General features: G+C 72.2%; 25 protein-coding genes. 15 read left to right on the top strand and 10 right to left on the bottom strand.

The features are described from left to right. The first annotated feature begins 61 nt into the window (after positions 1 to 61). The 4 genes from SACE_RS26925 (at position 62) to SACE_RS26940 (ending at position 4,489) form a co-directional block, all read left to right on the top strand. Complete coding sequence (locus SACE_RS26925) at positions 62 to 1,258, top strand: glycine cleavage T C-terminal barrel domain-containing protein (protein WP_009944606.1); 1,197 nt, start codon at positions 62 to 64, stop codon at positions 1,256 to 1,258. A gap of 18 nt (positions 1,259 to 1,276) precedes the next feature. Continuing rightward, positions 1,277 to 2,119 (top strand): methylenetetrahydrofolate reductase, encoded by an 843-nt coding sequence (locus tag SACE_RS26930; RefSeq protein ID WP_044548016.1) that lies wholly within the window; start codon positions 1,277 to 1,279, stop codon positions 2,117 to 2,119. 173 nt (positions 2,120 to 2,292) lie between these two features. Then, positions 2,293 to 3,990, top strand: a complete 1,698-nt coding sequence (locus tag SACE_RS26935) for a formate--tetrahydrofolate ligase (protein ID WP_009944604.1) — start codon at positions 2,293 to 2,295, stop codon at positions 3,988 to 3,990. Positions 3,991 to 4,156: 166 nt separating this feature from the next. Then, complete coding sequence (locus SACE_RS26940; protein WP_009944603.1) at positions 4,157 to 4,489, top strand: YnfA family protein; 333 nt, start codon at positions 4,157 to 4,159, stop codon at positions 4,487 to 4,489. 25 nt (positions 4,490 to 4,514) lie between these two features. Here SACE_RS26940 and SACE_RS26945 read toward each other — a convergent pair whose 3' ends face one another. Continuing rightward, positions 4,515 to 4,859, bottom strand: a complete 345-nt coding sequence (locus tag SACE_RS26945; protein ID WP_009944602.1) for an ArsR/SmtB family transcription factor — start codon at positions 4,857 to 4,859, stop codon at positions 4,515 to 4,517. Positions 4,860 to 4,955: 96 nt separating this feature from the next. Here SACE_RS26945 and SACE_RS26950 point away from each other — a divergent pair, with 96 nt between their 5' ends. After that, positions 4,956 to 6,845, top strand: a complete 1,890-nt coding sequence (locus tag SACE_RS26950; RefSeq protein WP_009944601.1) for a heavy metal translocating P-type ATPase — start codon at positions 4,956 to 4,958, stop codon at positions 6,843 to 6,845. A 66-nt stretch (positions 6,846 to 6,911) separates the two neighbouring features. Here the strand turns inward: SACE_RS26950 and SACE_RS26955 are convergent, their stop codons facing one another. The 4 genes from SACE_RS26955 to SACE_RS26965 all read right to left on the bottom strand — a co-directional run bounded on the left by SACE_RS26955 (position 6,912) and on the right by SACE_RS26965 (position 9,227). Next, positions 6,912 to 7,499, bottom strand: a complete 588-nt coding sequence (locus tag SACE_RS26955) for a DUF1349 domain-containing protein (protein ID WP_011874782.1) — start codon at positions 7,497 to 7,499, stop codon at positions 6,912 to 6,914. Between the two features lie 114 nt (positions 7,500 to 7,613). Then, positions 7,614 to 8,036, bottom strand: a complete 423-nt coding sequence (locus tag SACE_RS26960; RefSeq protein ID WP_009944599.1) for a universal stress protein — start codon at positions 8,034 to 8,036, stop codon at positions 7,614 to 7,616. Positions 8,037 to 8,189: 153 nt separating this feature from the next. Beyond that, entirely contained in the window at positions 8,190 to 8,366 is a 177-nt protein-coding gene (locus SACE_RS35940; RefSeq protein ID WP_009944598.1) for a DUF397 domain-containing protein, read from the bottom strand. 18 nt (positions 8,367 to 8,384) lie between these two features. Further along, positions 8,385 to 9,227 carry a helix-turn-helix domain-containing protein gene (locus SACE_RS26965; protein ID WP_009944597.1) on the bottom strand — a complete coding sequence of 281 codons (843 nt, stop codon included), beginning with the start codon at positions 9,225 to 9,227 and terminating at the stop codon, positions 8,385 to 8,387. Positions 9,228 to 9,344: 117 nt separating this feature from the next. Between SACE_RS26965 and SACE_RS26970 the strand changes: the two genes are divergently transcribed. Both SACE_RS26970 and SACE_RS26975 read left to right on the top strand, forming a co-directional pair. After that, positions 9,345 to 9,623 carry a hypothetical protein gene (locus SACE_RS26970; RefSeq protein ID WP_009944595.1) on the top strand — a complete coding sequence of 93 codons (279 nt, stop codon included), beginning with the start codon at positions 9,345 to 9,347 and terminating at the stop codon, positions 9,621 to 9,623. A gap of 169 nt (positions 9,624 to 9,792) precedes the next feature. After that, positions 9,793 to 10,386: a TIGR03086 family metal-binding protein gene (locus SACE_RS26975; protein ID WP_009944594.1), complete on the top strand. Its 594-nt coding sequence runs from the start codon at positions 9,793 to 9,795 to the stop codon at positions 10,384 to 10,386. 39 nt (positions 10,387 to 10,425) lie between these two features. On the opposite strand, the gene SACE_RS26980 is transcribed toward SACE_RS26975, so the two are convergent. The 5 genes from SACE_RS26980 to SACE_RS27000 form a co-directional block, all read right to left on the bottom strand. Beyond that, positions 10,426 to 10,737 (bottom strand): hypothetical protein, encoded by a 312-nt coding sequence (locus SACE_RS26980; protein WP_011874784.1) that lies wholly within the window; start codon positions 10,735 to 10,737, stop codon positions 10,426 to 10,428. Between the two features lie 206 nt (positions 10,738 to 10,943). Beyond that, positions 10,944 to 13,451: a DEAD/DEAH box helicase gene (locus tag SACE_RS26985; RefSeq protein WP_009944591.1), complete on the bottom strand. Its 2,508-nt coding sequence runs from the start codon at positions 13,449 to 13,451 to the stop codon at positions 10,944 to 10,946. Positions 13,452 to 13,498: 47 nt separating this feature from the next. Next, the gene (locus tag SACE_RS26990; protein ID WP_009944590.1) at positions 13,499 to 13,921 is read right to left on the bottom strand and encodes a hypothetical protein; all 423 of its coding nucleotides are present in this window, start codon (positions 13,919 to 13,921) and stop codon (positions 13,499 to 13,501) included. Between the two features lie 72 nt (positions 13,922 to 13,993). Continuing rightward, the gene (locus SACE_RS26995) at positions 13,994 to 15,637 is read right to left on the bottom strand and encodes a thiamine pyrophosphate-binding protein (RefSeq protein ID WP_011874786.1); all 1,644 of its coding nucleotides are present in this window, start codon (positions 15,635 to 15,637) and stop codon (positions 13,994 to 13,996) included. A 41-nt stretch (positions 15,638 to 15,678) separates the two neighbouring features. Continuing rightward, a complete protein-coding gene (locus SACE_RS27000; protein ID WP_009944588.1) occupies positions 15,679 to 17,157 on the bottom strand; it encodes a sodium:solute symporter family protein in 1,479 nt (492 codons plus the stop codon). Between the two features lie 106 nt (positions 17,158 to 17,263). Here SACE_RS27000 and SACE_RS39520 point away from each other — a divergent pair, with 106 nt between their 5' ends. The 8 genes from SACE_RS39520 (at position 17,264) to SACE_RS27040 (ending at position 25,984) form a co-directional block, all read left to right on the top strand. After that, positions 17,264 to 18,052 carry a PucR family transcriptional regulator ligand-binding domain-containing protein gene (locus SACE_RS39520; protein ID WP_009944587.1) on the top strand — a complete coding sequence of 263 codons (789 nt, stop codon included), beginning with the start codon at positions 17,264 to 17,266 and terminating at the stop codon, positions 18,050 to 18,052. Further along, entirely contained in the window at positions 17,977 to 18,753 is a 777-nt protein-coding gene (locus SACE_RS40300; protein WP_157355920.1) for a helix-turn-helix domain-containing protein, read from the top strand. Before SACE_RS39520 ends, SACE_RS40300 begins: the two co-directional genes overlap by 76 nt. Positions 18,754 to 18,864: 111 nt before the next feature. Beyond that, positions 18,865 to 19,068 carry a hypothetical protein gene (locus tag SACE_RS27015; protein ID WP_009944585.1) on the top strand — a complete coding sequence of 68 codons (204 nt, stop codon included), beginning with the start codon at positions 18,865 to 18,867 and terminating at the stop codon, positions 19,066 to 19,068. A 370-nt stretch (positions 19,069 to 19,438) separates the two neighbouring features. Further along, the gene (locus tag SACE_RS27020) at positions 19,439 to 20,398 is read left to right on the top strand and encodes a helix-turn-helix domain-containing protein (protein WP_009944584.1); all 960 of its coding nucleotides are present in this window, start codon (positions 19,439 to 19,441) and stop codon (positions 20,396 to 20,398) included. Positions 20,399 to 20,485: 87 nt separating this feature from the next. Beyond that, on the top strand, positions 20,486 to 22,345 hold the full coding sequence (locus SACE_RS27025) for a methylmalonyl-CoA mutase family protein (RefSeq protein WP_009944582.1): 1,860 nt from the start codon (positions 20,486 to 20,488) through the stop codon (positions 22,343 to 22,345). Then, a complete protein-coding gene (gene scpA, locus SACE_RS27030) occupies positions 22,342 to 24,636 on the top strand; it encodes a methylmalonyl-CoA mutase (protein ID WP_009944581.1) in 2,295 nt (764 codons plus the stop codon). Before SACE_RS27025 ends, scpA begins: the two co-directional genes overlap by 4 nt. Positions 24,637 to 24,638: 2 nt before the next feature. Continuing rightward, positions 24,639 to 25,625 (top strand): methylmalonyl Co-A mutase-associated GTPase MeaB, encoded by a 987-nt coding sequence (gene meaB, locus SACE_RS27035; protein WP_009944580.1) that lies wholly within the window; start codon positions 24,639 to 24,641, stop codon positions 25,623 to 25,625. Then, positions 25,625 to 25,984, top strand: a complete 360-nt coding sequence (locus tag SACE_RS27040) for a GntR family transcriptional regulator (protein ID WP_009944578.1) — start codon at positions 25,625 to 25,627, stop codon at positions 25,982 to 25,984. Before meaB ends, SACE_RS27040 begins: the two co-directional genes overlap by 1 nt. Positions 25,985 to 26,085 lie beyond the last annotated feature (101 nt).

A 26,085-nucleotide genomic window follows, 5' to 3' on the forward strand; every position in this document is an offset into this window, starting at 1 on the left:
GGACCCCGCGCGGGACCCGCCGGAGTCCCGCACACCCTCGAGCCCCAGGGAGAGAACCCCCATGACGATCAACCAGAACCCGGGAGTCCTGCAGTACCCGAGGCTGCGCAAGTCCCCGTTCTACTACGCCTCGCGGCGGCACGGGGTCGCGCTCTACAGCGTCTACAACCACACCTACCACCCGCGCCACTACGGCGACCCGGTCGCCGAGTACTGGCACCTGCTGGAAGGCGTGACGCTGTGGGACGTCGGGGTCGAGCGGCAGGTCGAGATCACCGGACCGGACGCGTTCGAGTTCACCAACATGCTCGTTCCACGCGACCTCAACAAGTGCAAGGTCGGGCAGTGCAAGTACGTCTTCGTCACCGCCGAGGACGGCGGCATCATCAACGACCCGGTGCTGCTGCGGCTGGGTGAGAACCACTTCTGGCTGTCGCTGGCCGACAGCGACGTCCTGCTGTGGGCGAAGGGGCTCGCGCACAGCCTCGGCATGGACGTGCAGATCCACGAGCCCGACGTGGGCCCTGTGCAGATCCAGGGCCCGAAGTCCCGGGAGGTGATGGCCGACCTGTTCGGCGAGTCCATCCTGGACGTTCCCTACTACTACGCGGTGGACCGGGAACTGGACGGCATGCAGGTCGTGGTCTCGCGCACCGGCTACACCGCCGAGCTGGGCTACGAGGTCTACCTGCACAACGCCAGCCGCGACGGCGTCCGGCTCTGGGACGCCATCTGGCAGGCGGGCGAGCCGCACGACCTGCGGGTCATCGGCCCGTGCCACATCCGCCGCATCGAGGCCGGAATCCTGTCGTGGGGCTGCGACCTCACCTACGACACCAACCCGTTCGAGGTCGGCTACGGCTTCGAGACGACCTGGATGGTCGACCTCGAGCAGGAGGCCGACTTCATCGGCAAGCAGGCGCTGACCCGGATCCGCGACGAGGGCGTCAGCCGCAAGCTGGTCGGCGTGGAGATCGGCGGTCCGGGCGTCGGCTCGTTCAACGACGGCAACATGATCGACGTGTTCGACGTGCACGACCCGCGCGGGCTGCGCATCGGCGAGGTCACCTCGGCCTGCTACTCCCCCCGCCTGGAACGCAACATCGGCTACGCGATGGTTCCGGTGGCCTACCAGGAGTACGGCACCGAGCTCGTCGTGCACACCCAGCACGGCCCGCAGGAAGCGGTGGTGGTGCAGAAGCCCTTCCTGGACCCGACCAAGAGCATCCCCAAGCGGCTCGTGCGCGCGTCGGCGTAGCTGGAGGTGGCAGTGGAGATGAGCGAAACCACCCGGACGCTCCAGCGGCACCTGGAGAACGCGCGTTTCGAGGTGCTGCCCCTGCGCGGCGTCGTCGAGCAGGTCGGGAACCTCCCCGAGGGCACGACGGTCACCGTCACGTCCTCGCCGAAGAAGGGCGTCGAGGCCACCCTCGACGTCGCCGCCCGGGTCCGCGGGCTCGGCCACCACGTGGTGCCGCACCTGGCGGCACGGCTGCTGACCGGTCCCGCGCACCTGGCGGCGGTGCTCGACCGCATCGAGGGCCTGGGCATGACCGAGGTGTTCGCGGTGGCCGGCGACTCCGCCGAGCCCGCCGGTCCGTACCCGGACGCCCTGTCGCTGCTGCGCGCGATGGAGGAGCTGGGCCGCCGGCCCTCCCGCGTCGGCATCACGGGGTATCCGGAGCGGCACGCGTTCATCCCCGACGCCACGACGATCTCGGCCATGTCGGAGAAGGCCGCCCACGCCGACTACATCGTCTCCCAGATCTGCTACGACCCGCACGCACTGGCCTCGTGGGTCAAGGACGTCCGGGCGCGCGGAGTGGTGCTGCCGATCCACATCGGCGTGCCGGGGGTCGTCGACGTGCACCGGCTGCTGCGGATCTCGCTGAAGATCGGCCTGGGCGAGTCCATGCGCTTCCTGCGCAAGCAGCACGGCGTGGTCACCAAGCTGCTCACCCGCTACACGCCGGAGGAGCTGTTCGACGAGCTGTCCCCCCACCTCGCCGACCCGGCCTACGGCATCGCGGGATGGCACTTCTTCACGTTCAACGAGGTCGACCGGACCGACCGGTGGCGGCAGGACCTGCTCGCCCGCATCGGGGAGGTCCCGGCTTGAGCGGGCGGGCGGCGGCGCCGGTGCCGGGCCTTTCGGGGGCGGGGACTCCCCGCTCCGCCCCCGGGCGTCCCGCTCACCGCCGGGCGGTGGACCGCCGCCGCCCGCCCGTGCCCGTCAGAGGTTCGTTCCCTGCTCTCCCCGGCTGAAGCCGTGGTATCCGCGAAGGAGTTCCGATGACCGTCCCGTCCGATCTGGACATCTCCCGGGCGACCGCCCTCAGGCCGCTGGAGGACATCGCGGCGCAGCTCGGCCTCGGCCCGCACCTGCTCGAACCGTACGGCCACAACGTCGCCAAGATCTCGCTGGACGCCATCGAGGAGCTGTCGGACCGTCCGCAGGCGCGCTACGTCGTGGTCTCGGCGATCACCCCGACGCCGCTCGGCGAGGGCAAGACCACCACGACGGTCGGGCTCGGCCAGGCGTTGCGGCACCTGGGCAAGGTGTCGGCGGTGGCGGTCCGGCAGCCCTCGATGGGTCCGACGTTCGGCATCAAGGGCGGCGCGGCGGGCGGCGGCTACAGCCAGGTGGTGCCGATGGAGGCGCTGAACCTGCACCTGACCGGCGACATGCACGCGGTCACCGCGGCGCACAACCTGCTGTCGGCGATGCTGGACAACCACCTGCACAAGGGGAACCGGCTCGGCGTCGATCCACATCGGATCACCTGGCGCCGCGTCCTCGACGTCAACGACCGCGACCTGCGCAACATCGTCACCGGCATGGGCGGGCGGGCCGACGGCACTCCCCGGCAGACCGGCTTCGACATCACCGCGGCCAGCGAGGTGATGGCCGTGCTCGCGCTGTCGACGTCCCTGCGCGACATGCGGCGCAGGCTGGGCCGCATCGTGGTCGGCTACACCCGCGACGGTTCGCCCGTCACCGCCGAGGACCTGCGGGCGGCCGGGGCGATGACCGCGATCATGCGCGAGGCCATCAAGCCGAACCTCATGCAGACCACGGAGAACACGCCGGTCCTGGTGCACGCCGGTCCGTTCGGCAACATCGCCCACGGCAACTCCTCGGTCGTGGCCGACCGCATCGCGGGCCGCTGCGCGGACTACCTGGTGACCGAGGCCGGGTTCGGCGCCGACATGGGCGCCGAGCGCTTCTTCAACATCAAGTGCCGGACCTCCGGGATGCGCCCGGACGCCGCGGTGCTGGTGGCCACCGTGCGGGCGCTGAAGGCGCACTCCGGGCGCTACAAGGTCGTGGCGGGAAGGCCCCTGCCGCCGGAGATGCTGGCCGAGAACCCCGACGACGTGCTCGCAGGCGCGGAGAACCTGCGCAAGCAGATCGACAACATCCGGCTGCACGGCGTGTCACCGGTGGTCGCGGTCAACGCGTTCCCGACCGACCACGGCAGCGAGCACGACGCCATCCGCCGCGTCGCCGAGGAGGAGGGCGCGCGGGTCGCGGTCAGCAACCACTACTCCGAGGGCGGCAAGGGCGCGCTGGAGCTGGCGGAGGTGGTCGTCGAGGCGGCCGAGGAGCCGAACCGGTTCCGGTTGCTGTACCCGGACTCCGCCGACCTGCGCACCAAGATCGAGACGATCGCGACCCGCGTCTACGGCGCCGACGGCGTGAGCTACCAGCCCGCGGCCGCGCGGGCGCTGGCCGACTACGAGGCCATCGGCTTCGGGAGCCTGCCGGTGTGCATCGCCAAGACGCACCTCTCGCTGTCGTCGGACCCGTCGCTGCTCGGGGCGCCGACCGGCTGGACGCTGCCGGTGCGCGAGGTGCGGGCGTCGATCGGCGCCGGGTTCATCTACGCGATCTGCGGGGAGATGCGCACCATGCCGGGCCTCGGTTCGCACCCGGCCGCCGAGCGCATCGACATCGACGAGCACGGCCAGATCGTCGGCCTGAGCTGAGTGCGTGGACGCGGTGGTCGGTACCCACCGCATCGGCGCGGGCTCACGCATCGTCGGCATCTCGCGCTGATGGCCGACCAGCCGCGGCGCGGCCGGGGGAATCGGGCTCGGACCGGGCACGACTCCCCCGTGCCGTCCGCGCTCCGGCCGCGCTTAGCCTTCAGCCATGCTGGTCATCCTGCGTTCCGTGGTCCTGTTCGTGCTCGCCGCCGTCGCCGAGATCGGTGGCGCGTGGCTGGTCTGGCAGGGCGTGCGGGAGCAGCGCGGGCTGCTGTGGATCGGCGCCGGGGTGATCGCACTCGGCATCTACGGCTTCGTCGCGACCTTCCAGCCGGACCCGAACTTCGGCCGCATCCTGGCCGCCTACGGCGGCGTCTTCGTCGCCGGTTCGCTGCTGTGGGGCGTGGTCGTGGACGGCTTCCGGCCGGACCGCTGGGACCTGATCGGCGCGACGATCTGCCTGGCCGGGGTCGCCGTGATCATGTACGCCCCCAGGTGACCGGCGCGCGAGGGCCCCGGGTCGCTCAGTCCGCGATGCCCAGGCGCAGGTGCTCGATGTGGTACACGGCCTCGTCGAGCAGTTGCGCGACGTGGCTGTCGTAGAGCGAGTACACGACGCTGCGCCCGGAGCGGTTGCCGGTGACCAGCCCGAGCGAGCGCAGCAGCCGCAGCTGGTGCGAAACCGCCGACTGCTCCATGCCCACCGCCTCGGCGAGCTCGGTGACCGACAGCGCGCCCTGCCGCAGCTCGCTGAGGATCAGCAGCCGCGACGGCGTCGCCAGCGCCTGCAGCGTCTCGGCCACCGAAGCCGCCGACGCCGCGTCCAGCCTCGCGGCGGGCGTGGCCTGGCTGTCGACTCCGTGACCCATGTGCGCAGTCTAGCCACCACCCACATATGAACACCTGATCAGTTGTTCATGTATTGTCCGCGGTCGTACCGTCCCCGACCGCTTGAGGACGCCTCGATGCGCGCACTCACCGAGCCCACCTCGGCACCGACGACCCGCACACCGGCCCCGGCACGACGCTCCCTGCTCGCACTGCCCGAAGCGCGCTGGGCGGCCGGGTCGCTGCTGGCCTTCCTGCTCGGCCTCGGCACCGAACTCGCCGGCGGCCCCACCTGGCTGGCCTGGACGCTCTACCTCGTCTGCTACGCGACCGGCGGTTGGGAACCGGCCCTCGAAGGGCTGCGCGCGCTGCGCGAGCGGACGCTGGACGTGGACCTGCTCATGATCGTCGCGGCGATCGGCGCGGCCTCGATCGGCCAGGTGACCGACGGCGGGCTGCTGATCGTCATCTTCGCCACCTCCGGGGCGCTGGAGGCCTACGCCACCGCCCGCACCGAGGACTCCGTGCGCGGTCTGCTCGACCTCGCCCCCGACACCGCCGTCCGCGTCGCCGACGGTGTGGAGGAGACCGTCCCGGCGGCGGAACTGCGCGTCGGCGACGTGATCGTGGTGCGCCCCGGCGAACGGCTCGGCGCCGACGGCGTGGTCGTCGAGGGCGCCAGCGACGTCGACCAGTCCACCATCACCGGCGAGTCGCTGCCGGTGTCCCGCACGACCGGCGACGAGGTCTTCGCCGGGACGCTCAACGGCTCGGGGGCGCTGCGGGTGCGGGTCGGCCGCGACGCGTCGGAGACGGTCATCGCCCGCATCGTCGAGATGGTCTCCGAGGCGAGCCGGACGCAGGCCCCGACGCAGCTGTTCATCGAGAAGGTCGAGCAGCGCTATTCGGTCGGCGTCGTGGTCGCGACGCTGGCGGTGTTCGCGGTGCCGATGCTGTTCGGCGACGGCCTGGAGTCCGCCCTGCTGCGCGCGATGACCTTCATGATCGTCGCCTCGCCGTGCGCGGTGGTGCTGGCGACGATGCCGCCGCTGCTGTCGGCGATCGCCAACGCGGGGCGGCACGGCGTGCTGGTGAAGTCGGCGGTGGCGATGGAACGGCTCGCCGAGGTCCGGCGGGTGGCGCTGGACAAGACCGGCACCCTGACCGAGGGCAGGCCGCGGATCACCGAGGTGCGCGGCGCGCCGGGACACGACGCCGACGAGGTCCTGGCGCTGGCGGCCGGCGCCGAGCACCTCAGCGAGCACCCGCTGGCGCACGCGATCGTCGCGGCGGCCCGGGAACGCGGGCTCGACGTGCCGAGGGCCGACGAGTTCCAGGCCGTTGCGGGACATGGTGTTTCGGCCACGGTCGGTGGCAGGCGGGTCGAGGTGACCCGTCCGGCGTCCGACGGCGGATCCGCCGCGGGCACGGTCGTCGTGGTCACCGTGGACGGCGTGGCGGCGGCGGAACTGGAGATCTCCGACCGGCTGCGGCCCGACGCCGCGGCGGCGGTGCGGGCTCTGCGCGAGGTCACCGGCACCGAGCCGGTCCTGCTCACCGGTGACGGTGAGCGCGCGGCCGCCCGCGTGGCGGACGAGGTCGGCATCACCGACGTCCGCGCCCGCCTGCTGCCGCAGGACAAGGTCGAGGCCGTGCGCTCCAGCGGCGAACCGACGATGGTGGTCGGCGACGGCGTCAACGACGCGCCCGCTCTCGCCGCCGCGCACAGCGGTGTGGCGATGGGCCGCGCTGGTGCGGATCTGACCCTGGAGACCGCCGACGTCGTGGTGGTGCGCGACGAGCTCTCGGCGGTGCCCGCGGTCATCGACCTGTCGCGGCGGGCCCGGCGGCTGGTGAAGCAGAACCTGGTCATCGCGGGCACCTTCATCACCGTGCTGGTCGTCTGGGACCTCGCCGGGCACCTGCCCCTGCCGCTCGGCGTGGCCGGCCACGAGGGCTCGACGGTCATCGTCGGACTCAACGGCCTGCGACTGCTGCGGCGCGGCGCATGGAGCGCCGGACGGTGACGTGAGCTGCTCTCCGGTGGTGGCGGTAGCGGCGTGGATCCCCGCCCTCGACCGGAAAAGCCCTGCTCAGCCTTCGGCGTAGGTGAGGTCGGAGAAGCGGACCGGGAAACCGCTGCCATCCGGCGAGGCGCACATCGGGCCCGCCTCGGCGTCCACGTCCGGCGGGAAGTACGCCAGGCGCAGCACGGTCCGCGGCTCCTCGCCCTCGGGGGCGTAGCGGATCGTGACGGTGTCGCCACTGCGGTGCATCTCGATCGTCACCGATTCGACGTCGCCGTGGACGGCCTGCAACGGCACCACGTTCCAGTCCGATACGTCACGGGTCACCACCGCGCTGAGGAGCTGTTCACCGTCGACGTACTCGATGCCGGTCTTGATCCAGTTCGCCTCGTCGATCCGCAGTAGCAGGCCCGCCTGGTCGTACTGCTCGCGGTAGTCGCCGAAGAACCGGGTGGTGAGCCGGAACTCGGCACCGACCGGACGCAGAAGCGCGTGCCCGGTGTCGCGGACGAACCCGTAGTGCGTGGTGCGCCAGAAGTCGGTGCCGCCGTCGGCGGTGGCGGTCAGCCCTGCGTAGGAGAGCCAGTTCTCCGGCGGGTTGAGCCACCGCCAGCCCTGGAAGCCGAACAGCGTCTGGTCCTCGACCCGCTCCATGCCCACCGATCCCGTTGGCCCGCTGATCCGACGACGTCAGCCTAGTCGAACCGCCGGGCGCCCTGCGAACACCGCCGAGCGGTCGACACCGGCCCGGACGGCCGGGGACAGCGCTCAGCGGACGACCAGCACCGGGCACTTGGCGTGGTGCACCAGCTTGAGCGCGACCGAACCGACCATCATGCCGGTGAACGCGCCGTGGCCCTTGTTGCCCAGCACGAGCAGGTCGGCCTGCTCGGTCAGGCCCACGAACTCGTCGATGATCTGCCCGCGCACCAGCCGCGGCCGGATGTCGACGTCGGGGTAAGCCGCCTTCACCGGCTCGGTGATCGTCTCAAGCGAGTTGCGGGCGCGCGTCTCCAGCTCGGCGTCCGGCGTGGGCAGCCGGTATCCGAACTGGACTGGCTGGCTCCAGACGGTGATCGCGTGCACGATGCCGCCCACGCGCTGCACGTACTCTGCGGCCCAGCGCAGGGCGTTGCCCGACTCCTCGGACCCGTCGATGCCCGCTATGACTGTCTGCGGCTTACCCGCCATGGTCGAACTCCCTCCGGGTGCGCGCACATGACGCGGGAGGAACCCGCTCCGGCACACCACCTATCGGACGTTCCGGACGAACTGGCTTGATCGTATGGCACCCGGTGGAGGGACGCCACAGTCAGCGGGGCGCGACGACGGGCTCGGGCGCGGCTACCCGTCCAGCGCGGTGAGGAACGCCGCCCAGCGGCGGCGGTCGAAGACCAGGACGGGACCGTGCGGGTCCTTGGAATCCCGGGCTGCGACGCGGCCTTCAACGAACGCCACCTCGACGCAGTTCGCACCGTTGTCGCTGTAGCTCGACTTGCGCCACTCCAGCTGCTCGAACATCGCGGTGCGCCTTCCCTGTCAGGTGACGGTACGAGCCTTGATCGCCGCCACCGAGTCCTCGGACGACAACGCGACCGAGAGTAGCCGTTCGCTTGATCGGATGTAACCGGCCACTTGGTCCTGGTCCTGCACGTAAACCGCCCCGTCCTGGATTTCGACGTAGCCGATGGACTGCGCGTCCGCGAAGTGCAGAACCGTGAAACCACCGATCAGCGCGGTGTGCGGGCCGACCGAGGTCGGGAGCACCCGGATGTCGACGTTGTCCAAGCTGGACAGTTCGATGAGGTGCTCCATCTGGCGGCGCATCACGTGCGGACTCCCGATCGGCCGGTCCAGCGCCGACTCCTCGATCACCGCCGTCAGCTTCAGCGGCGGGTCCCCGGCCAGGCGGCGCTGCCTGGCCATCCGGAAGCTGACGACCCGCTCGTTGTGGTCGGGCCGAACGCGCTCACTGGTGGCGGTCAGCGCCGCCGCGTAGTCCTCGGTCTGCAACAGACCAGGCAGGACCAGCGGGATGTAGATGAACTCCGACTCCGCGATGCCCTCCAGACCGACGAAGGTCCGCAACCAGTCGGGCAGCACGTCCACCCATGACGCCCACCAGGTCTTGTGATCGGCTCGCGCGGCCAGCGACGAGAGCCGTTCGACGTCCCAGTGCGGTGCGCCGTAGAACTCCAGCAGCCCGGCGATCTCCTGCGGCTGCGGGAAGTACCGGCCGTTCTCCAGGTGGGTGATCTTGCCCGGCGAGCAGCCGATCTCCTTCGCGGCCGCCGCACTGGTGCGCCCGGCGCGCAGCCGGTAGTTGCGCAGCTCCACACCGACGAGCCAGCGCAGGGCCGAGGGATCACTTCGTTGCACCATGGTCAGCCTCCGAGTCCACCACTCCGTTCAGCACTCTGTGTATCCGGTCGAGTGCACTGCGCTTACACCACCCAGCCGAGTTATCGTCATTCATCAACATTTACATCATCATCTTCGGTGTTCACGGCACACAACCTGGAGGCCGAAGTGATGGATCCCGAGGAGTTCCTGGCGGAGTTGCGCGAGCTGGTGCGCGACGAGGCGCCGAAGGTGTTCGCGCTGTGCGAGGAGGTCGGCGACCGCGATGACGGGTACGTCCGCTACTGGGGGATGGCGTTCGACGACAGCACGCGGATCGTCAGCCCGTTCGGGGAGATGACCGGGAGCTTCCAGTCCCCCGAGCGCGCCCACGTGCTCCTGTCCCGCGAGCAGCCGTTGCACCTCGTGTGGGCGTGAGACGCCGGGCCGGGGCACGCGCGGCGGCGTGCCCCGCTGCTCGGAGCTGGTCGCCCCAGGCCACCGGACCACGGCAGGAAGACCGTGCGGCGCTCCTTCCGCCGCGCATGCGTGTCGGTGGGGCGCTCTACTCTCTCGGGTGCGTGCGGAGCTGCCCGAGGAGGCACCGTTGATCGACCTGAAGCCGGCCTGCCGGGAGATGATCGGCCTGTTGGCGGGCGTGGAAGCGAGCCGGCTCGCCGACGCCACCCCGTGCAGCGAGTACACCGTTGCCGACCTGATCGCCCACATCGACGATGCCGCTCAGGGCTTCGCGGTGTTCGCCGGGGCCGGTGGTCCGGCGAACGGCAGCGGCGAAGGTGCGACCGGCGAGGACGTACCGGACGTGGTCGGCGACCGACCGGATGTCGCCAGGCACGTGCGAGTGCTCGGCGAAGCATGGGACGCCCCAACCGCCTGGCACGGCAGCACCGACGCGGGCGGTGGCGTGGAGCTGCCCAACGAGGTGTGGGGCAAGATCGCGCTCACCGAGGTGGTCGTGCACGGCTGGGACCTCGCGCAGGCGACCGGCCAGCGCTTCGAGATGCCCGAGGACGCCCTGCGCGCTTGCCTCGACCACGTGTCCGAGTTCGTTCCCCGCGCGCCGCTTCCGGAACTGTGGGGGACGGCCGTCGACGTACCAGCCGATGCCCCGTTGATCGACCGGATCGTGGCCATCACAGGTCGCACCCCGCGACCGCCACGGACGCCGCCGGCCGGGTGAGCCGGCTGCCGCAGCGCAGCGCCCCGTACGCACCCGCCATCAGGCCCGGGCCCGCCTGGTCACCACCGCATAGGACCGGATCGCCTCCACGAGCAGTCCGAGCACGAGGATCCCGAGAATGCCGTGGTACCACCGCCAGCCCACACCGAGGCCGATGAGTCCGTCGACGACCATGATCGCCGCACCGGCACCGACGGCCAGCGACATGCCCACCAGGGCTAACAGCATCAACGTTCGTGGAATCCCCAGCCTGCCCTGCATCGCGAAGACGGCTTTCCCCGCGGCGTAACCGACGAACAGCACCACGAGTGCCCATGCCGGCCAGCGCCGTGGACGGAAGAAGTCGACCATGGTTGCGACCGTAACCACGGCTGCCCACGGCCTCCTCCCGACAGCGAGGGAGAAGCCTCCCTCCTCGGAGGGAGAACGCACCACGTGCCGCAGCGGCCGCGGATGCCACCCGCCACACCGACGAACGCCGACCACCGCTCGGAGCGAAGACCAGCGCCGGTCAACCCGGATTCTTCGAACGCTCCGGCGACATCGGCCGGTTCGCGTCAGAGCTGGTCGACCGAGGTCACCCGGACCACGGCCTCGCCCGCCTCGTCGGACTCGGCGAGGTCGACCTCGGCGCTGAAGCCCCAGTCGTGGTCCCCCGCCGGGTCGTCGAAGATCTGGCGCACGACCCAGCGCGACTGCTCCTCGGTGATCATCAGCAGCGCCGGGCCGCGCGCGTCGGGGCCGGTGCCGATCTCGTCGTGCTGCTCGAAGTAGTCGTCGAGCGCGTCGGCCCAGCCGTCGGCGCCCAGCTCCGGGTCCAGCGCGCCGAGCTGCTCGTGCTCGCGGCGCGCCGCCAGCTCGACGCGGCGGAACAGCGCGTTGCGGACCTGCACGCGGAAGGCCCGCTTGTTGGCCGTGATCCGCGCCGGTCCTTCCTCCGCCGATGCCGGTGCTGCCGACGAGGTGTCCTCCGCGGCCGGGTTGCGCAGCCGCTCCCACTCGTCGAGCAGGCTGGAGTCGACCTGGCGGACCAGCTCGCCCAGCCACTCGATGATGTCGCCCAGCTCCTCGGTCTTGGCGTCGTCGGGCACCGTGTGGCGCAGCGCCTTGTAGACGTCGGCGAGGTAGCGCAGCACCAGCCCTTCCGAGCGCGCCAGCCCGTAGTGGTTGACGAACTCGACGAAGTTCATCGCCCGCTCGTACATGTCGCGGGCCACCGACTTCGGCGACAGCTCGTGCTCGCCGACCCACGGATGCCCCTTGCGGTACATCTCGTAGGCCGCCTCCAGCAGCTCCTCGAGCGGCTTGGGGTGGGTGATGTCCTCCAGCAGCTCCATGCGCTCGTCGTACTCGATGCCGTCGGCCTTCATCTGCGCCACGGCCTCGCCGCGCGCCTTGAACTGCTGGGCCGAAAGCACCTGCCTCGGATCGTCCAGAGTGGACTCGATGACCGAGAGGACATCCAGCGGGTACGACGGCGAGTCGACGTCGAGCAGTTCGATGGCGGCCAGCGCGAACGGCGAGAGCGGCTGGTTGAGCGCGAAGTCGAACTGCAGGTCCACCGTCAGGCGCGCCCGGCGGCCCTGCTCGTCGGGCTCGTCGAGCTGTTCCACGACACCCGCCGCCAGCAGCGCCCGGTAGATCGCGATGGCGCGCAGGATGTGCCTGCGCTGCGCGGCGCGGTCCTCGTGGTTCTCGGTGAGCAGGTGCCGCATCGCCGCGAACGCGTCGCCGGGGCGGTTGATGACGTTGAGCAGCATCGAGTGGCTGACGACGAAACTCGACGTCAGCGGCTCCGGCTCGGCCTCGACCAGCTTCTCGAAGGTCTTCTCGCTCCAGGAGACGAAGCCCTCCGGCGCCTTCTTGCGCACCAGCTTGCGCTTCTTCTTCGGATCGTCACCGGCCTTGGCCACCGCGCGCTCGTTCTCGATGACGTGCTCGGGCGCCTGCACCACGACGTAGCCCGCGGTGTCGTAGCCCGCGCGCCCGGCCCGGCCGGCGATCTGGTGGAACTCGCGCGCCTTCAGGTGCCGGGTGCGGACCCCGTCGTACTTGGTCAGCCCCGTCAGCAGCACCGTGCGGATCGGGACGTTGATGCCCACGCCCAGCGTGTCGGTGCCGCAGATGACCTTGAGCAGACCGGCCTGCGCGAGCTGTTCGACGAGCCGCCGGTACTTGGGCAGCATCCCGGCGTGGTGCACGCCGATGCCGTGGCGCACCAGCCTGGACAGCGTCTTGCCGAAGCCGGCGGTGAAGCGGAAGTCGCCGATGGCCTCGGCGATGCGGTCGCGCTGCTCGCGGCTGGCGACGTTGACGCTCATCAGCGCCTGTGCCTGCTCCAGCGCCGAAGCCTGGTTGAAGTACACGACGTAGACCGGCGCCTGCTGGCCCGCCAGCAGCTCCTCGATCGTCTCGTGCAGCGGCGTCATCGCGTAGCGGAAGGTCAGCGGGATCGGCCGCTCGGCCGAGGAGACCACCGCGGTGTCCCGGCCGGTGCGCCGGGTCAGGTCGTCGCGGAAGCGGGTGACATCGCCCAGCGTCGCCGACATCAGCACGAACTGCGCCTGCGGCAGCTCCAGCAGCGGCACCTGCCACGCCCAGCCGCGGTCGGGCTCGGAGTAGAAGTGGAACTCGTCCATCACGACCTGGCCGACGTCGGCGCGCTCACCGTCGCGCAGGGCGATGTTGGCCAGGATCTCCGCGGTGCAGCAGATGATCGGGGCGTCGGCGTTGACGCTGCTGTCACCGGTCATCATCCCGACGTCGGCCGCGCCGAAGACGTCGACCAGCGCGAAGAACTTCTCCGACACCAGCGCCTTGATGGGCGCGGTGTAGAAGGTCCGCCGCCCGGAGGCCAGCGCGACGAAGTGCGCGCCGGTGGCGACCAGGCTCTTGCCGGAACCGGTGGGCGTGCTGAGGATGACGTTGGCCCCGGTGACGACCTCCATCAGCGCCTCTTCCTGCGCGGGGTAGAGGTCGATGCCCTGGTGCGTGGTCCACGTCACGAACGCGTCGAGCAGCGCATCGGGTTCGGGGGTCGCTGGGAGCTGGTCGGTGAGCATCATCGTGCCCCCGATCGTCCCTGGTCAGCTTCTGGCGCGCGCAGCCGGGGTCAGGTCGTGAAGGCCCACACGTGCACGACCGGCCGGGCCGGGTTGGTCCGGTCCACCAGGATCTCTCGGTTCGCGGTCTGCTGGTGGACGACCTGGTCTTCCCCGGAGGCGATCCGCGGCCCCGGCTCGACGCCTTCGACCGGCAGCATCGACGCGGACTTGCCCGGTACCAGCTCCGCGGTGAAGTCCGACGCGGCCAGCAGCGGCTCCAGCTGGGCGGCGTCGACGGCCACCGCGAACTTGCACAACTGGTCCCGGCCGCGCTCGCACGCCGCTCCGAGCACCTGCGCATGCGGCGGCGGAATGACCCCGCTCAGCGCGGACGCCTCGGCGACGACTTCCGGGGCGGGTCCGCCGCCCGCACAGCCGGACAGCGCCACCGCCGCGGAGAGGACCACCACGGTTCGTGCCTTACCGATCACACTCGCCTCCTGAGCTCGCTGGCGTCGCCAAGTTAACGGCCGCGAGACGCTGCGGGTGGACTTCTTGCCCGATCAGACCGGCAGGTGTGTCGGTGCGAACATGCGCAGCAGGGCCGGCAGCACCACCACGCTCGGTCCCGGGGTCTGCAGGGCGTGGGCGAGGTCGGCCCGCAGCGTCCCGAGGCCGCTGCGCACGGCGGGGACGCCGAAGGCGCCCGCCAGCGCGACGAAGTCGGGCCGCGACAGCTCGGTCGAGGTGGTCTGGCCGAACGTCCCGGTCAGGTACTCGCGCAGGATGCCGTATCCGCCGTCGTCGACGATGAGCCACGTGACGTCCAGGCCGTGCTGGACGGCGGTGGCCAGCTCGGCGATGCCGTACATCGCCCCGCCGTCGCCGGAGACCGCCAGCACCGGCCCGCCGGTCGCCGCCGCGGCGCCCAGCGCCGCCGGGAAGCCGAAGCCGAGGCCGCCCGCGCCCTGCGCCGAGTGCATCGGCGCGCCGTCGGCGTTCCACGCCGACCACGCCCAGTAGCCGAGGATCGTCATGTCCCAGAACGTCGGCGTGCCCTCCGGCAGCGCGGCCCGGACGTCGGCCAGCACGTGCTGCTCGCGCTCCAGGTCCTGACCGGCCAGCCGGTCGTGGACCTTCGCCAGCAGCTCGGCCACCGCCCGCTCGGCGCGGCCGTCGGCCCTGCGCCGCGGCAGCCGCTCCAGCAGCGCGGAAAGGGCGAGCCCGGCGTCGGCGTGGATGCCCAGCGCCGGGTGGTTGGACTCCAGCTTGCCCGCGTCGGCCTCGACCTGGACGATCCGGCCGCGCGGGGCGAACCGGTGGTAGTTGCTGGACAGCTCGCCCAGCCCGGAGCCGAGCACGAGCAGCACGTCGGCGGCGGCGAGGAACTCGGTGCTGTGCCAGTCCTCCATCCACGACTGCCCGGACAGCGGGTGGTCCCAGCCGAAGACGCCCTTGCCGCCGAAGGTGCTCAGCACCGGGGCGCGCAGCGCCTCGGCCAGCTCCCGCAGCGGTCCGGCCGCCCCGGCGCGGGCGACGCCGCCACCGGCGAGGACGACCGGGTTCTCGGCGGCGGCGAGCAGGTCGGCGGCCTCGGCGATCAGCTCGGGCTGCGGGGCCAGCGGCGGTGGCGAGGCGCTGACCCCGGTGATCGGCGGCAGCCCGGCCGGGCCGAGCAGCACGTCCTGCGGGATCTCCACCCACGTCGGGCCGTAGGGCGCGGTCGCCGCGCTCTCCCACGCCGCACGCAGCGCACCCGGGATCTGGCTGGCGGTGCGCGCGACGTGCACCGACTTCACGACGTCGCGGAAGCTGGCCTGCTGGTCGGGCAGCTCGTGCAGGTAGCCGCGGCGTCCGCCGCCCAGCCCGGCGGCGGGGACCTGGCTGGAGATGCCCAGGACGGGCACCGAGGACGCGCGGGACTCCTGCAACGACGCCAGGGTCAGCAGCGCGCCGGGACCGGTCGAGACGATCATCGGCGTCACCGGCACCGGGCCGCCCTCGGCGAGCTTCGCCCGCGCGTGGCCGTCGGCGGCGAAGGCGAGGTTGTTCTCCACCCGGGAGCTGACCAGCCGCAGGTCGGGGGCCCGCCGCAGGGCCTCGAACAGGCCGAGCGCGTGCTGGCCGGGCAGTCCGAACACGGTCCGCGCGCCCAGGGCGCGCAGCGTCTCGACCACCAGGTCGCCGCCGATGCGGGCTTCGGTCATGTGGATCTCCTCGGTCATTTCCCGGCCGCCCGCGGGCGCGCTCACTTGTCGGCTCCGGCCTGCTCGGCGGGCTCGGAGTTCCCCGCCGAGGCATCCGCCGGCTCGACGGCCGAGACCCCGGCCAGCCGCTGGGTCCAGGCTCGCAGCACGGCCGGCTCCGTCGGGGGCGTCAGCAGGCTGACCACGACGTAGCTGAGCAGCGCGGCGCCGAGACCGTAGTAGATCGGCTCGGTGGCCGACAGGCCGAAGACGATCATCGACGCGATCACCACCACCGAGCCGACGACCATCGAGGCGACCGCGCCCACGCGGGTGCCGCGCTTCCACACCAGCCCGCCGAGGATGGCCACCAGCAGCCCGCCGACCAGCACGTTGTAGGCGACGGTGAGCGCGTTGACGACGTCGTCGACCAGCATCGCGATGCCGATCGCGACGATGCCCAGCACCAGCGTCGTCATCCTGCTGGCGCTGACGTCGGAGCCGTCGGCGGGCTTGCGGCGCAGCTTGGCCAGGATGTCGGTGGTGCTGACGGTCGAGCACGCGATGAGCGCGCCGCTGGAGGTCGACATCAGCGCCGAGAGCGCCGCGGCGAGCACCAGCCCGCGCACGCCGGAGGGCAGCAGTTGCTCGACGACGGTGGCGAAGGCGTCGTCGGGGTCTCCCAGGTTCGGGTAGAGGACGCGGGCCGCGGTGCCGATCAGCGCGCCGGTGAAGCCGTAGGCCAGGCAGTAGACGCCGGAGATGATGCCGCCGGCGGTTGCCACCTTCGGGCTGCGCGCGGTGAACACGCGCTGCCAGATGTCCTGGCCGATGAGCAGGCCGAAGCCGTAGGTGAGCACGTAGGTGAAGATCGTCGCGCCGCCGATGCTGTCGAGGCGGAAGAAGCCCGGGTCGAGCCTGCTGCTCATCTCGCCGAAGCCGCCCGCCGCGGTCACCGCGACCGGCAGCAGCAGGAACATGATGCCGATGGTCTTGATGACGAACTGCGCGATGTCGGTCAGCGTGATCGACCACATGCCGCCCAGCACCGAGTACAGGACCACGATCGAGCCGCCGACGGCGATGCCCAGCATGCTCGGGAGCTGGAACAGGACGTTGAAGATGGTGGCGAACGACAGCGTGGAGGTCACCGTGAGCATCAGGGTGTAGCCCCACATCACGACCCCGGCGATCACCGTCGAGGAGCCGCCGTAGCGCAGGTCGAGCATCTCCGAGACGGTGTAGACGCGCAGCTTCACCAGCCTGCGCGCGAACAGCGCGTGCAGCAGCAGGATGCCCAGGCCGATGGTGAGCACCAGCCAGGCGCCGGAGATGCCGTGGGTGTAGCCGAGTCCGACCCCGCCGATGGTGGACGCGCCGCCGAGCACGATGGCCGACATCGTCCCGGAGTACATGAACCAGCCGAGGCGGCGCCCGGCGACCAGGTAGTCGCTCTTCGTCCTGGCCAGGCGCATGCCGTACCAGCCCACACCGACCATCCCGGCGATGTAGAGCGCGATCACCAAGTAGTCGGCGACCATCGGGTCCTCCTGTCCGCGTCGACACGCTGTTCCGGCAACCGTAGGGTTCGCCGGGTCCAGGAAGAATGGGACGATCCATCCCAGATTCGATTGATCCGTGGTTCGAATGACCAAGCCGTCCGAGCAACCCTCCGTGCCGCTGCACGCGGTCACCGGCGACGCCGCGCTGGCCGTGGAGGTGGTGGCCGAGACGCTGCGGCCCGGCGCGCTGGAGCTGCCCGTGCGGTGGGCGCACGTCAGCGAGCTGCAGGACCCCGCGCCGTACCTGCTCGGCGAGGAGCTGCTGCTCACCGCCGGGGTGAACCTGCCGTCCGAGCAGCAGCAGATCGACCGCTACGTGCAGCGGCTGCTGGCGGCGGGGGTGAGCGCGCTCGGCTTCGGCGTCACGCCGCCGATGCACGAGGCCCTGCCGGACCCGCTGCGCGAGGCGTGCGTGCGGCACGGGCTGCCTCTGCTGGTGATCCCGCCGCGCACCCCGTTCCTGGCCATCAGCCGCGCGGTCGCCGTCGCGATCAGCGACGCCGCCCAGCGGGAGCGCAGCCGGGTCGCCGAGGCCAGGGAGGCGCTGACCCGGTCGGCGGGCGAGGGGCTGGGCGCGCTGGCGCGCAGGCTGCGCTGCTGGGTGGCGCTGGTGGGCGCCGACGACGCGCCCGTCGCCACGTCCCCCCCCCGCGCACACCGCTGCCGCCCGAACTGGCGCCGCTGCTCGCCCGGCTGCGGGCGGGCTCGGGGGTGCGCAGCGCGACCGGCGAGCTGGCCGACGGCTCCTTCGCCGTCGCGCAGCCGGTGTACCCGCAGGCCACCGCGTCGCAGCTGCTCGTGGTCGGGCGCAGGCAGCGGTTCGACGCCACCGAGCGCGCCGTCATCGCGGTGGGCGCGGCGCTGCTGGGCCTGACCGGCCGCGCGGGCGCCGACAACGCGGCGCTCGGGTCCGCGGTCACCGCGCTGCTGCTCGACCAGCCGGCGGGTGACGTGCTGGCCGGTCTGCTGGAGAAGGGGCAGTACCGGGTGGTCGTGGGCGTGCCGCGGGGGCGCCGCCGCAACGGCGGGGTGTCGGCCTTCGACTGGCTGAGCAGCCGCCTCGGCAACCCGCTGGTCAGGCTCACCGACGACGGCGGCTTCACCGCGGTCGTGGCGACCGCGCCGAGCGCGGAGGTGCTGGAGGAGATGCGTTCCCAGGGGTGGCTGGCGGTGGTCAGCTCCGCCCGGCCCGCCGACCGCCTGGGCGAGACCGCGGCCGAGGTCGACGCGCTCACGCAGCGGGCACGCGCGCTGGACCGCCCGGTGCGCGCCGATGAGAGCGCCGGGTTCGGCCTGGCCGCCGCCGTCGCGCCGGAGGCCGCGGCCGGCTTCGCCGAGCGGGCGCTGGCGCCGCTGCGCGCGATCGACCGGGCGCGCTCCGGGGACAAGCTCGCCGACACGCTGCACTGCTGGCTGGCCCACCACGGCAGCTGGGACCGGACCGCGGCCGCGCTCGGCGTCCACCGCAACAGCGTGCGCCACCGCATCGGGCAGGTCGAGCGCGCGCTGGAGGCCGACCTCTCCGACCCGCAGGTCCGGATGGAGCTGTGGTTCGCGCTGCGCTGGTCGCGCTGAGTGGCCGGCGACCACGGCCGAGCCAGGTACCAGGTCCGTTTCGGTCATCGCCCTGGACCTCCCCGTTCGGGACAATGGGCGCCGAGCCGACGACCGCCCGGGAGGAAGCCGATGCAGGAACGCAGCGTTCGTTTCGTGGGCGGGCCGCTGGACGGCCGGGTCCAGGACCTCCGCGACTCCGAGGCGGTGGCCGGGCGGCTGCTCCGCCACATCCACCTGCACGACGGGCCGAAGATCGAGACCCATTACGAGCTGCGCTACACGCCGGGCAACGGCTGGGAGTACCACCTGCGCGCGCACGGCAAGAGCCCGTAGGGACCTCGGTGGCCGGCTTGAACCCACCTGCCGGGCACCTCGGACGCGGCTCCGGGATCTGTTCCTCGCGCATCACCCGTGCAACACGCGCAGTCGTCCCGCGACGTGGGTTTTTCCCATTCCGGCAACGGAAAACCATCGTGCCGCCCATCGTGCACGGCTGCCGCGAACCGGCGCGGAGCAGCCGCGATACCGCGCGGCGAAGCCGAATCCGACATGTTCGCACTCCGCGCGCGTGCGCGGCACCGCCGTGCAACGGTGAATTCACCAGCCGAGCGGCTGTGTCGCGCGGACCGGCGGCGGCCATAGCCTGGCCGCGGGCGCACGATCCGCTGCGCGCCAGGGAGAACCGCGCGCTACGGAGGTCGCCATGTCCGGCCACGGCCAATCGGACGGCACCGCGTCGAGCCGGCCGTGCGAGGACTCCCGCGCCGAGGTGGAGGCCCTGCTGCGGTCCGGTCCCTTCCACGAGGCGCTGCGCGCGGCCATCGCGCACAGCGGACTCACCCTGGAGGCCCTGCGCGGTGAACTGGCCGCGCGCGGCATCCGGCTCAGCCTGGCGACCCTGAGCTACTGGCAGCACGGGCGAAGCCGCCCCGAGCGGACCGGCTCGATGCTGGCGCTGCGCGCGATCGAGAACATCCTGCGGCTGCCCGCGCATTCGCTGCGCGCGCTGCTGGGTCCGCCGCGCCCGCGCGGCCGGTGGCTCAACCACGAGCCCGGCCGCGGCATCGACGACCCCGCCGGGCAGCTCGCGGAGGTGATCGGGCCGGTGCTGGGGCCGTCCGACCGCGACCTGCGCGTCTTCTCCCAGGAGGACATCGCCTCCGTCGGCCCGGACCGGGCGATCCACCTGGTGCGTACCCGCACGGTGCTGCGCGCGCTGGCCGACGGGCCCGACCGCCACCTCGCCGTCTACCGCGGCGAACCCGGCACCGACTCGGGCGCGCTGGTCCCGGTCGCCACCGAGAACTGCCGGCTCGGCCGGACCAGCAGGCACCCGGCCGCCCCGATCGTGGTCGCCGAGCTGTTGTTCGACCGCAGGATGCGCGCCGGGGAGACCCACCTGCTGGAGTACGAGTTCCGCGTCGAGCGCCCGGTGCGCAGCGTCGACCACCGCCGCACGTTCCGGTACCCGGCGGGCAGCTACGTCGCGTCGGTGCGGTTCTCGGAGTCGGCGGTCCCGGTGCGGTGCAGGCGGCTGCGCCAAGGCGCACCGGCTGCCGGGCGCGGGACCGACGAGCTGACACTGGTGGGTGGTCGTTCGGTGCACCTCGCGGTGCGGGACGTCCCGCGCGGCGTGCTCGGGATCGCCTGGGACTGGGACTGAGGCGCCCGGCGGACGCTCTGCCCTGTCCGGCTGCGACAAGCGTCACACGATCCCCGGGCCGGGCCGCACCGGCCTACCATCCTGTTCATGGTGGCGCACTCGACGACGAGCGACGGGCCGGAGCTGCCCCTGGCGGCCGAGTTCCCCGAGCCCGCCCGGCAGCAGTGGCGGCAACAGGTGGAGAAGGTCCTGCGCAGGTCGGGTCTGCTGCCCGAGGGCAGGCCCGCGCCGGAGCCGGTCGAGGACGTGCTCGCCAGCGCCACCTACGACGGCATCACCGTGCACCCGCTCTACACCGAGGGTCCCGCATCCAGCGGCGTCCCGGGCCTGGCGCCCTACGTGCGCGGCAGCCGGGCGCAGGGCTGCGTCAGCGAGGGCTGGGACGTCCGCCAGCACCACGCCCACCCCGACGCCTCGGAGACCAACCGCGAGATCCTGGCCGACCTCTACAACGGCACGACCTCGCTGTGGCTGGAGCTCGGGCCGACCGGGCTGCCGGTGGACTCGCTGGCCGACGCCCTCGAAGGCGTCCACCTGGACATGATCGGCGTCGTGCTCGACGCCGGTGACGAGGCGGCGCGGGCCGCGTCGGCGTTGCTGGAGCTCGCGCGGGAGCAGGGGGTGCGGCCCAGCGCGCTGCGCGCCAACCTGGGCGCCGACCCGCTGAGCACCTGGGCTCGCACCGGGCAGGAACGCGACCTGGGCCTCGCCGCCGAGGTCGCCGCGCACTGCGCGTCGCACCCGGGCCTGCGCGCGATCACCGTCGACGGCCTGCCCTACCACGAGGCGGGCGGCTCCGACGCCGAGGAGCTCGGCTGCTCGATCGCCGCGGGCGTCACCTACCTGCGGGTGCTGGCCGGTGAGCTCGGTGCCGAGGCCGCGAGCGGGCTGCTGGAGTTCCGCTACGCCGCCACCGCCGACCAGTTCCTGACCATCGCCAAGCTGCGCGCGGCCCGCAGGCTGTGGGAGCGGGTGACGCGGGAGATCGGCGTCGCCGAGCGCGCGCAGCTCCAGCACGCGGTCACCTCCTCGGCGATGCTGACGCGCCGCGACCCGTGGGTGAACATGCTGCGCACCACGATCGCCACGTTCGCCGCAGGCGTGGGCGGCGCGCGGTCGGTCACCGTGCGCCCGTTCGACGCCGCGATCGGGCTGCCGGACCCCTTCTCCCGGCGCATCGCCCGCAACACCCAGTCGCTGCTGCTGGAGGAGTCGCACCTGGCGCAGGTGATCGACCCGGCGGGCGGTTCCTGGTACGTCGAGACGCTGACCGACGAACTGGCGCACAAGGCGTGGGAGTGGTTCCGGCGCATCGAGGCCGAGGGCGGGCTGCCCGCCGCGCTGCGCTCGGGTCTGGTGGCCGACCGGCTCGCCGAGACCTGGCAGCGGCGCCGGGACGCCGTCGCCCACCGCACCGACCCGATCACCGGCGTCACCGAGTTCCCGAACCTCGAAGAACCCGCGCTGCGACGCGACCCCGCGCCCGAGCCGCTGTCGGGCGGCCTGCCCCGCCACCGCTACGCCGAGGACTTCGAGCGGCTGCGCGACGCCTCCGACGCCCACCTCGCCGAAACCGGTGCGCGCCCGAAGGTCTTCCTCGCCACGCTCGGTTCGCTCGCCGAGCACAACGCCCGCGCGTCGTTCGCCCGCAACCTCTTCGGCGCGGGCGGGCTGGAAACCCCGGACGCCGGGCCCACGGAGTCCACAGAGGACGTGGTGAAGGCGTTCGCCGGCTCGGGCACGCCGGTGGCCTGCCTGTGCTCGGGTGACCGGATCTACGGTGAGCACGCGGAGGAAACCGCCCGCGCGCTCCGGGAGGCGGGGGCCGACCAGGTGCTGCTGGCCGGCTCGCTCGAGGTGCCCGGCGTCGACGGCCGGGTGTTCGGCGGGTGCAACGCCCTCGAAGTCTTGCAGGACGTCCACCGCAGGTTGGGAGTGCAGCAGTGACCGCCCACGAGCACGAACCGATCCCCAGCTTCGCCGGCGTGGAGCTGGGCGAGCCCGCCCCCGCGCCTGCCGGGCGGTGGAACGACGCGCTGCTGGCCGAGACCGGCAAGGAGGCCGACGCCCTGGTGTGGGAGGCGCCCGAGGGCATCGGCGTCAAGCCGCTCTACACCGAGGCCGACACCCGCGGGCTGGACTTCCTGCGCACCTACCCGGGAATCGCGCCGTTCCTGCGCGGCCCGTACCCGACGATGTATGTCAACCAGCCGTGGACGGTGCGCCAGTACGCGGGGTTCTCCACCGCCGAGCAGTCCAACGCCTTCTACCGCCGCAACCTCGCCGCCGGGCAGAAGGGCCTGTCGGTGGCCTTCGACCTGGCCACCCACCGCGGCTACGACTCCGACCACCCGCGCGTCGGCGGTGACGTCGGCATGGCGGGCGTGGCGATCGACTCCATCTACGACATGCGCCGGCTCTTCGACGGCATCCCGCTGGACAGGATGAGCGTGTCGATGACGATGAACGGCGCCGTGCTGCCGGTGATGGCGCTCTACATCGTCGCCGCCGAGGAACAGGGCGTGGCGCCGGAGAAGCTGGCCGGGACCATCCAGAACGACATCCTCAAGGAGTTCATGGTCCGCAACACCTACATCTACCCGCCGCAGCCGTCGATGCGGATCATCTCCGACATCTTCGCCTACGCCTCGCGGCGGATGCCGAAGTTCAACTCGATCTCCATCTCCGGCTACCACATCCAGGAGGCCGGGGCGACCGCCGACCTGGAGCTGGCCTACACCCTCGCGGACGGCGTGGAGTACCTGCGCGCCGGGCGGCAGGCGGGCCTGGACATCGACTCCTTCGCCCCGCGGCTGTCGTTCTTCTGGGGCATCGGGATGAACTTCGCGATGGAGGTCGCCAAGCTGCGCGCGGCCCGGCTGCTGTGGGCCAAGCTGGTCAAGCGCTTCGAGCCGTCGGACCCGAAGTCGCTGTCGCTGCGCACCCACTCGCAGACCTCGGGCTGGTCGCTGACCGCCCAGGACGTCTACAACAACGTCGTGCGCACGTGCGTGGAGGCGATGGCCGCCACCCAGGGCCACACCCAGTCGCTGCACACCAACGCCCTGGACGAGGCGCTGGCGCTGCCGACCGACTTCTCCGCGCGCATCGCCCGCAACACCCAGCTGGTGCTCCAGCAGGAGTCCGGCACCACCCGCGTCATCGACCCGTGGGGCGGCTCGCACTACATCGAGCGGCTGACCCAGGACCTCGCCGAACGCGCGTGGGCCCACATCACCGAGGTCGAGGACGCCGGCGGCATGGCCCAGGCCATCGACGCCGGTATCCCGAAGATGCGCATCGAGGAGGCCGCCGCGCGGACGCAGGCGCGCATCGACTCCGGCCGCCAGCCGCTCATCGGCGTCAACAAGTACCGCTACGACGGCGACGAGCAGATCGAGGTCCTCAAGGTCGACAACGCCGGCGTGCGGGCCCAGCAGCTGGACAAGCTGCGGCGGCTGCGCGAGGAACGCGACTCCGAGGCGTGCGAGACCGCACTGCGCAGGCTGACCGGCGCCGCCGAGGCCGCGCTGGAGGACAACCGGCCCGACGACCTCGCGCACAACCTGCTGACGCTGGCCGTGGACGCCGCGCGGCACAAGGCCACCGTCGGCGAGATCTCCGACGCGCTGGAGAAGGTCTTCGGCCGCCACTCCGGCCAGATCCGTACGATTTCCGGCGTGTACCGGGAGGAGTCGGGTACCTCGGAGTCGCTGGAGCGCGCCCGCCGCAAGGTCGAGGAGTTCGACGAGGCAGAGGGCAGGCGCCCGCGCATCCTGGTGGCCAAGATGGGCCAGGACGGCCACGACCGCGGCCAGAAGGTCATCGCCACCGCCTTCGCCGACATCGGCTTCGACGTCGACGTGGGCCCGCTGTTCCAGACCCCGGCCGAGGTCGCCCGCCAGGCGGTCGAGTCCGACGTGCACGTCGTCGGGGTGTCGTCGCTGGCCGCGGGCCACCTGACGCTGGTGCCCGCGCTGCGCGACGAGCTGGCCGGGCTCGGCCGCTCCGACATCATGATCGTTGTCGGCGGCGTGATCCCGCCCGCCGACTTCGACGCGCTGCGCCAGGGCGGAGCCAGCGCGATCTTCCCGCCGGGAACCGTGATCGCCGACGCCGCGCTCGGACTGCTCGACCAGCTCCGCGCGGTGCTCGACCACCCCGCGCCCGGCGAGCCTGCCGGCGAGTCGGACGGCGCCCGAGGCGGTTCCCCCGGCGAGACGTCGAGCGCGGGCTGACCATGCCGCGCGAGATCGACGTCCAGGACTACGCCAAGGGCGTGCTCGGCGGCTCGCGCGCCAAGCTGGCGCAGGCGATCACGCTGGTGGAGTCGACCAGGGCCGAGCACCGCGCGAAAGCCCAGGAACTGCTCGTCGAGCTGCTGCCGCACAGCGGTGGGGCGCACCGGGTGGGCATCACCGGCGTGCCCGGCGTCGGCAAGTCGACGTTCATCGAGTCGCTGGGCACGATGCTGACCGCGCAGGGGCACCGGGTCGCGGTGCTGGCGGTCGACCCGTCGTCCACGCGCAGCGGCGGCAGCATCCTGGGCGACAAGACGCGGATGCCCAAGCTCGCCTCCGACTCCGGCGCGTTCGTGCGGCCCTCCCCCTCGGCGGGCACGCTCGGCGGCGTCGCGCGCGCGACCCGCGAGACGATCGTGCTGATGGAGGCGGCCGGATTCGACGTCGTGCTCGTGGAAACGGTGGGCGTCGGCCAGTCCGAGGTCGCCGTGGCGGGAATGGTCGACTGCTTCCTGCTGCTGACGCTGGCCCGCACCGGCGACCAGTTGCAGGGCATCAAGAAGGGTGTGTTGGAGCTGGCCGACCTTGTCGCGGTGAACAAGGCCGACGGACCGCACGAGGGCGAGGCGCGCAAGGCGGCCCGCGAGCTGCGCGGCGCGCTGCGGCTGCTGACCCCGGTCAGCACGTCGTGGAGACCCCCGGTGGTGACCTGCAGCGGCCTGACCGGAGCGGGCCTGGACACGCTCTGGGAGCAGGTCGAGCAGCACCGCGCCACCCTCACCGAGACCGGCGAGCTGGCCGAGAAGCGCAGCCGCCAGCAGGTCGACTGGACCTGGGCGCTGGTGCGCGACCAGCTCATGTCCGACCTGACCCGGCACCCGGCGGTGCGCCGCATCGTCGACGAGGTCGAATCCGACGTGCGGGCCGGGGAACTGACCGCGGGCATCGCCGCCGAGCGGCTGCTCGACGCCTTCCGGGAGCGCTGATGCTGGCCGTCACCGTCGACCCCAACTCCGCTGTCGCACCGTTCGAGCAGGTGCGCACGCAGATCGCGCAGCAGATCAACGACCGCGTCCTGCCGGTCGGAACCAAGCTGCCCACCGTGCGCCGGCTGGCGGCCGACCTCGGCATCGCGGCCAACACCGCGGCCAAGGCCTACCGCGAGCTGGAGCAGGCGGGACTGATCGAAACCCGTGGCCGCGCGGGAACCTTCGTGGGCTCGGCGGGCGAGCGCAGCAACGAGCGCGCGGCCGAGGCCGCCGCCGAGTACGCCCGGACCGTCGCCGCGCTGGGCATCCCCCGCGAGGAGGCACTTGCCATCGTGCGCGCGGCCCTGCGCGCGTAGGGCCGCCCTGCGGGCGTAGCGCGGCCCTGCGGGCGTAGCGCGGCCCTGCGGGCTTGGCGCGGCCCGGGCGGGTTCAGCGCTTCGCGCGGCGCCGCGCGAGA

This window comes from Saccharopolyspora erythraea NRRL 2338 (assembly GCF_000062885.1).
GTDB classification, from domain to species: domain Bacteria; phylum Actinomycetota; class Actinomycetes; order Mycobacteriales; family Pseudonocardiaceae; genus Saccharopolyspora_D; species Saccharopolyspora_D erythraea.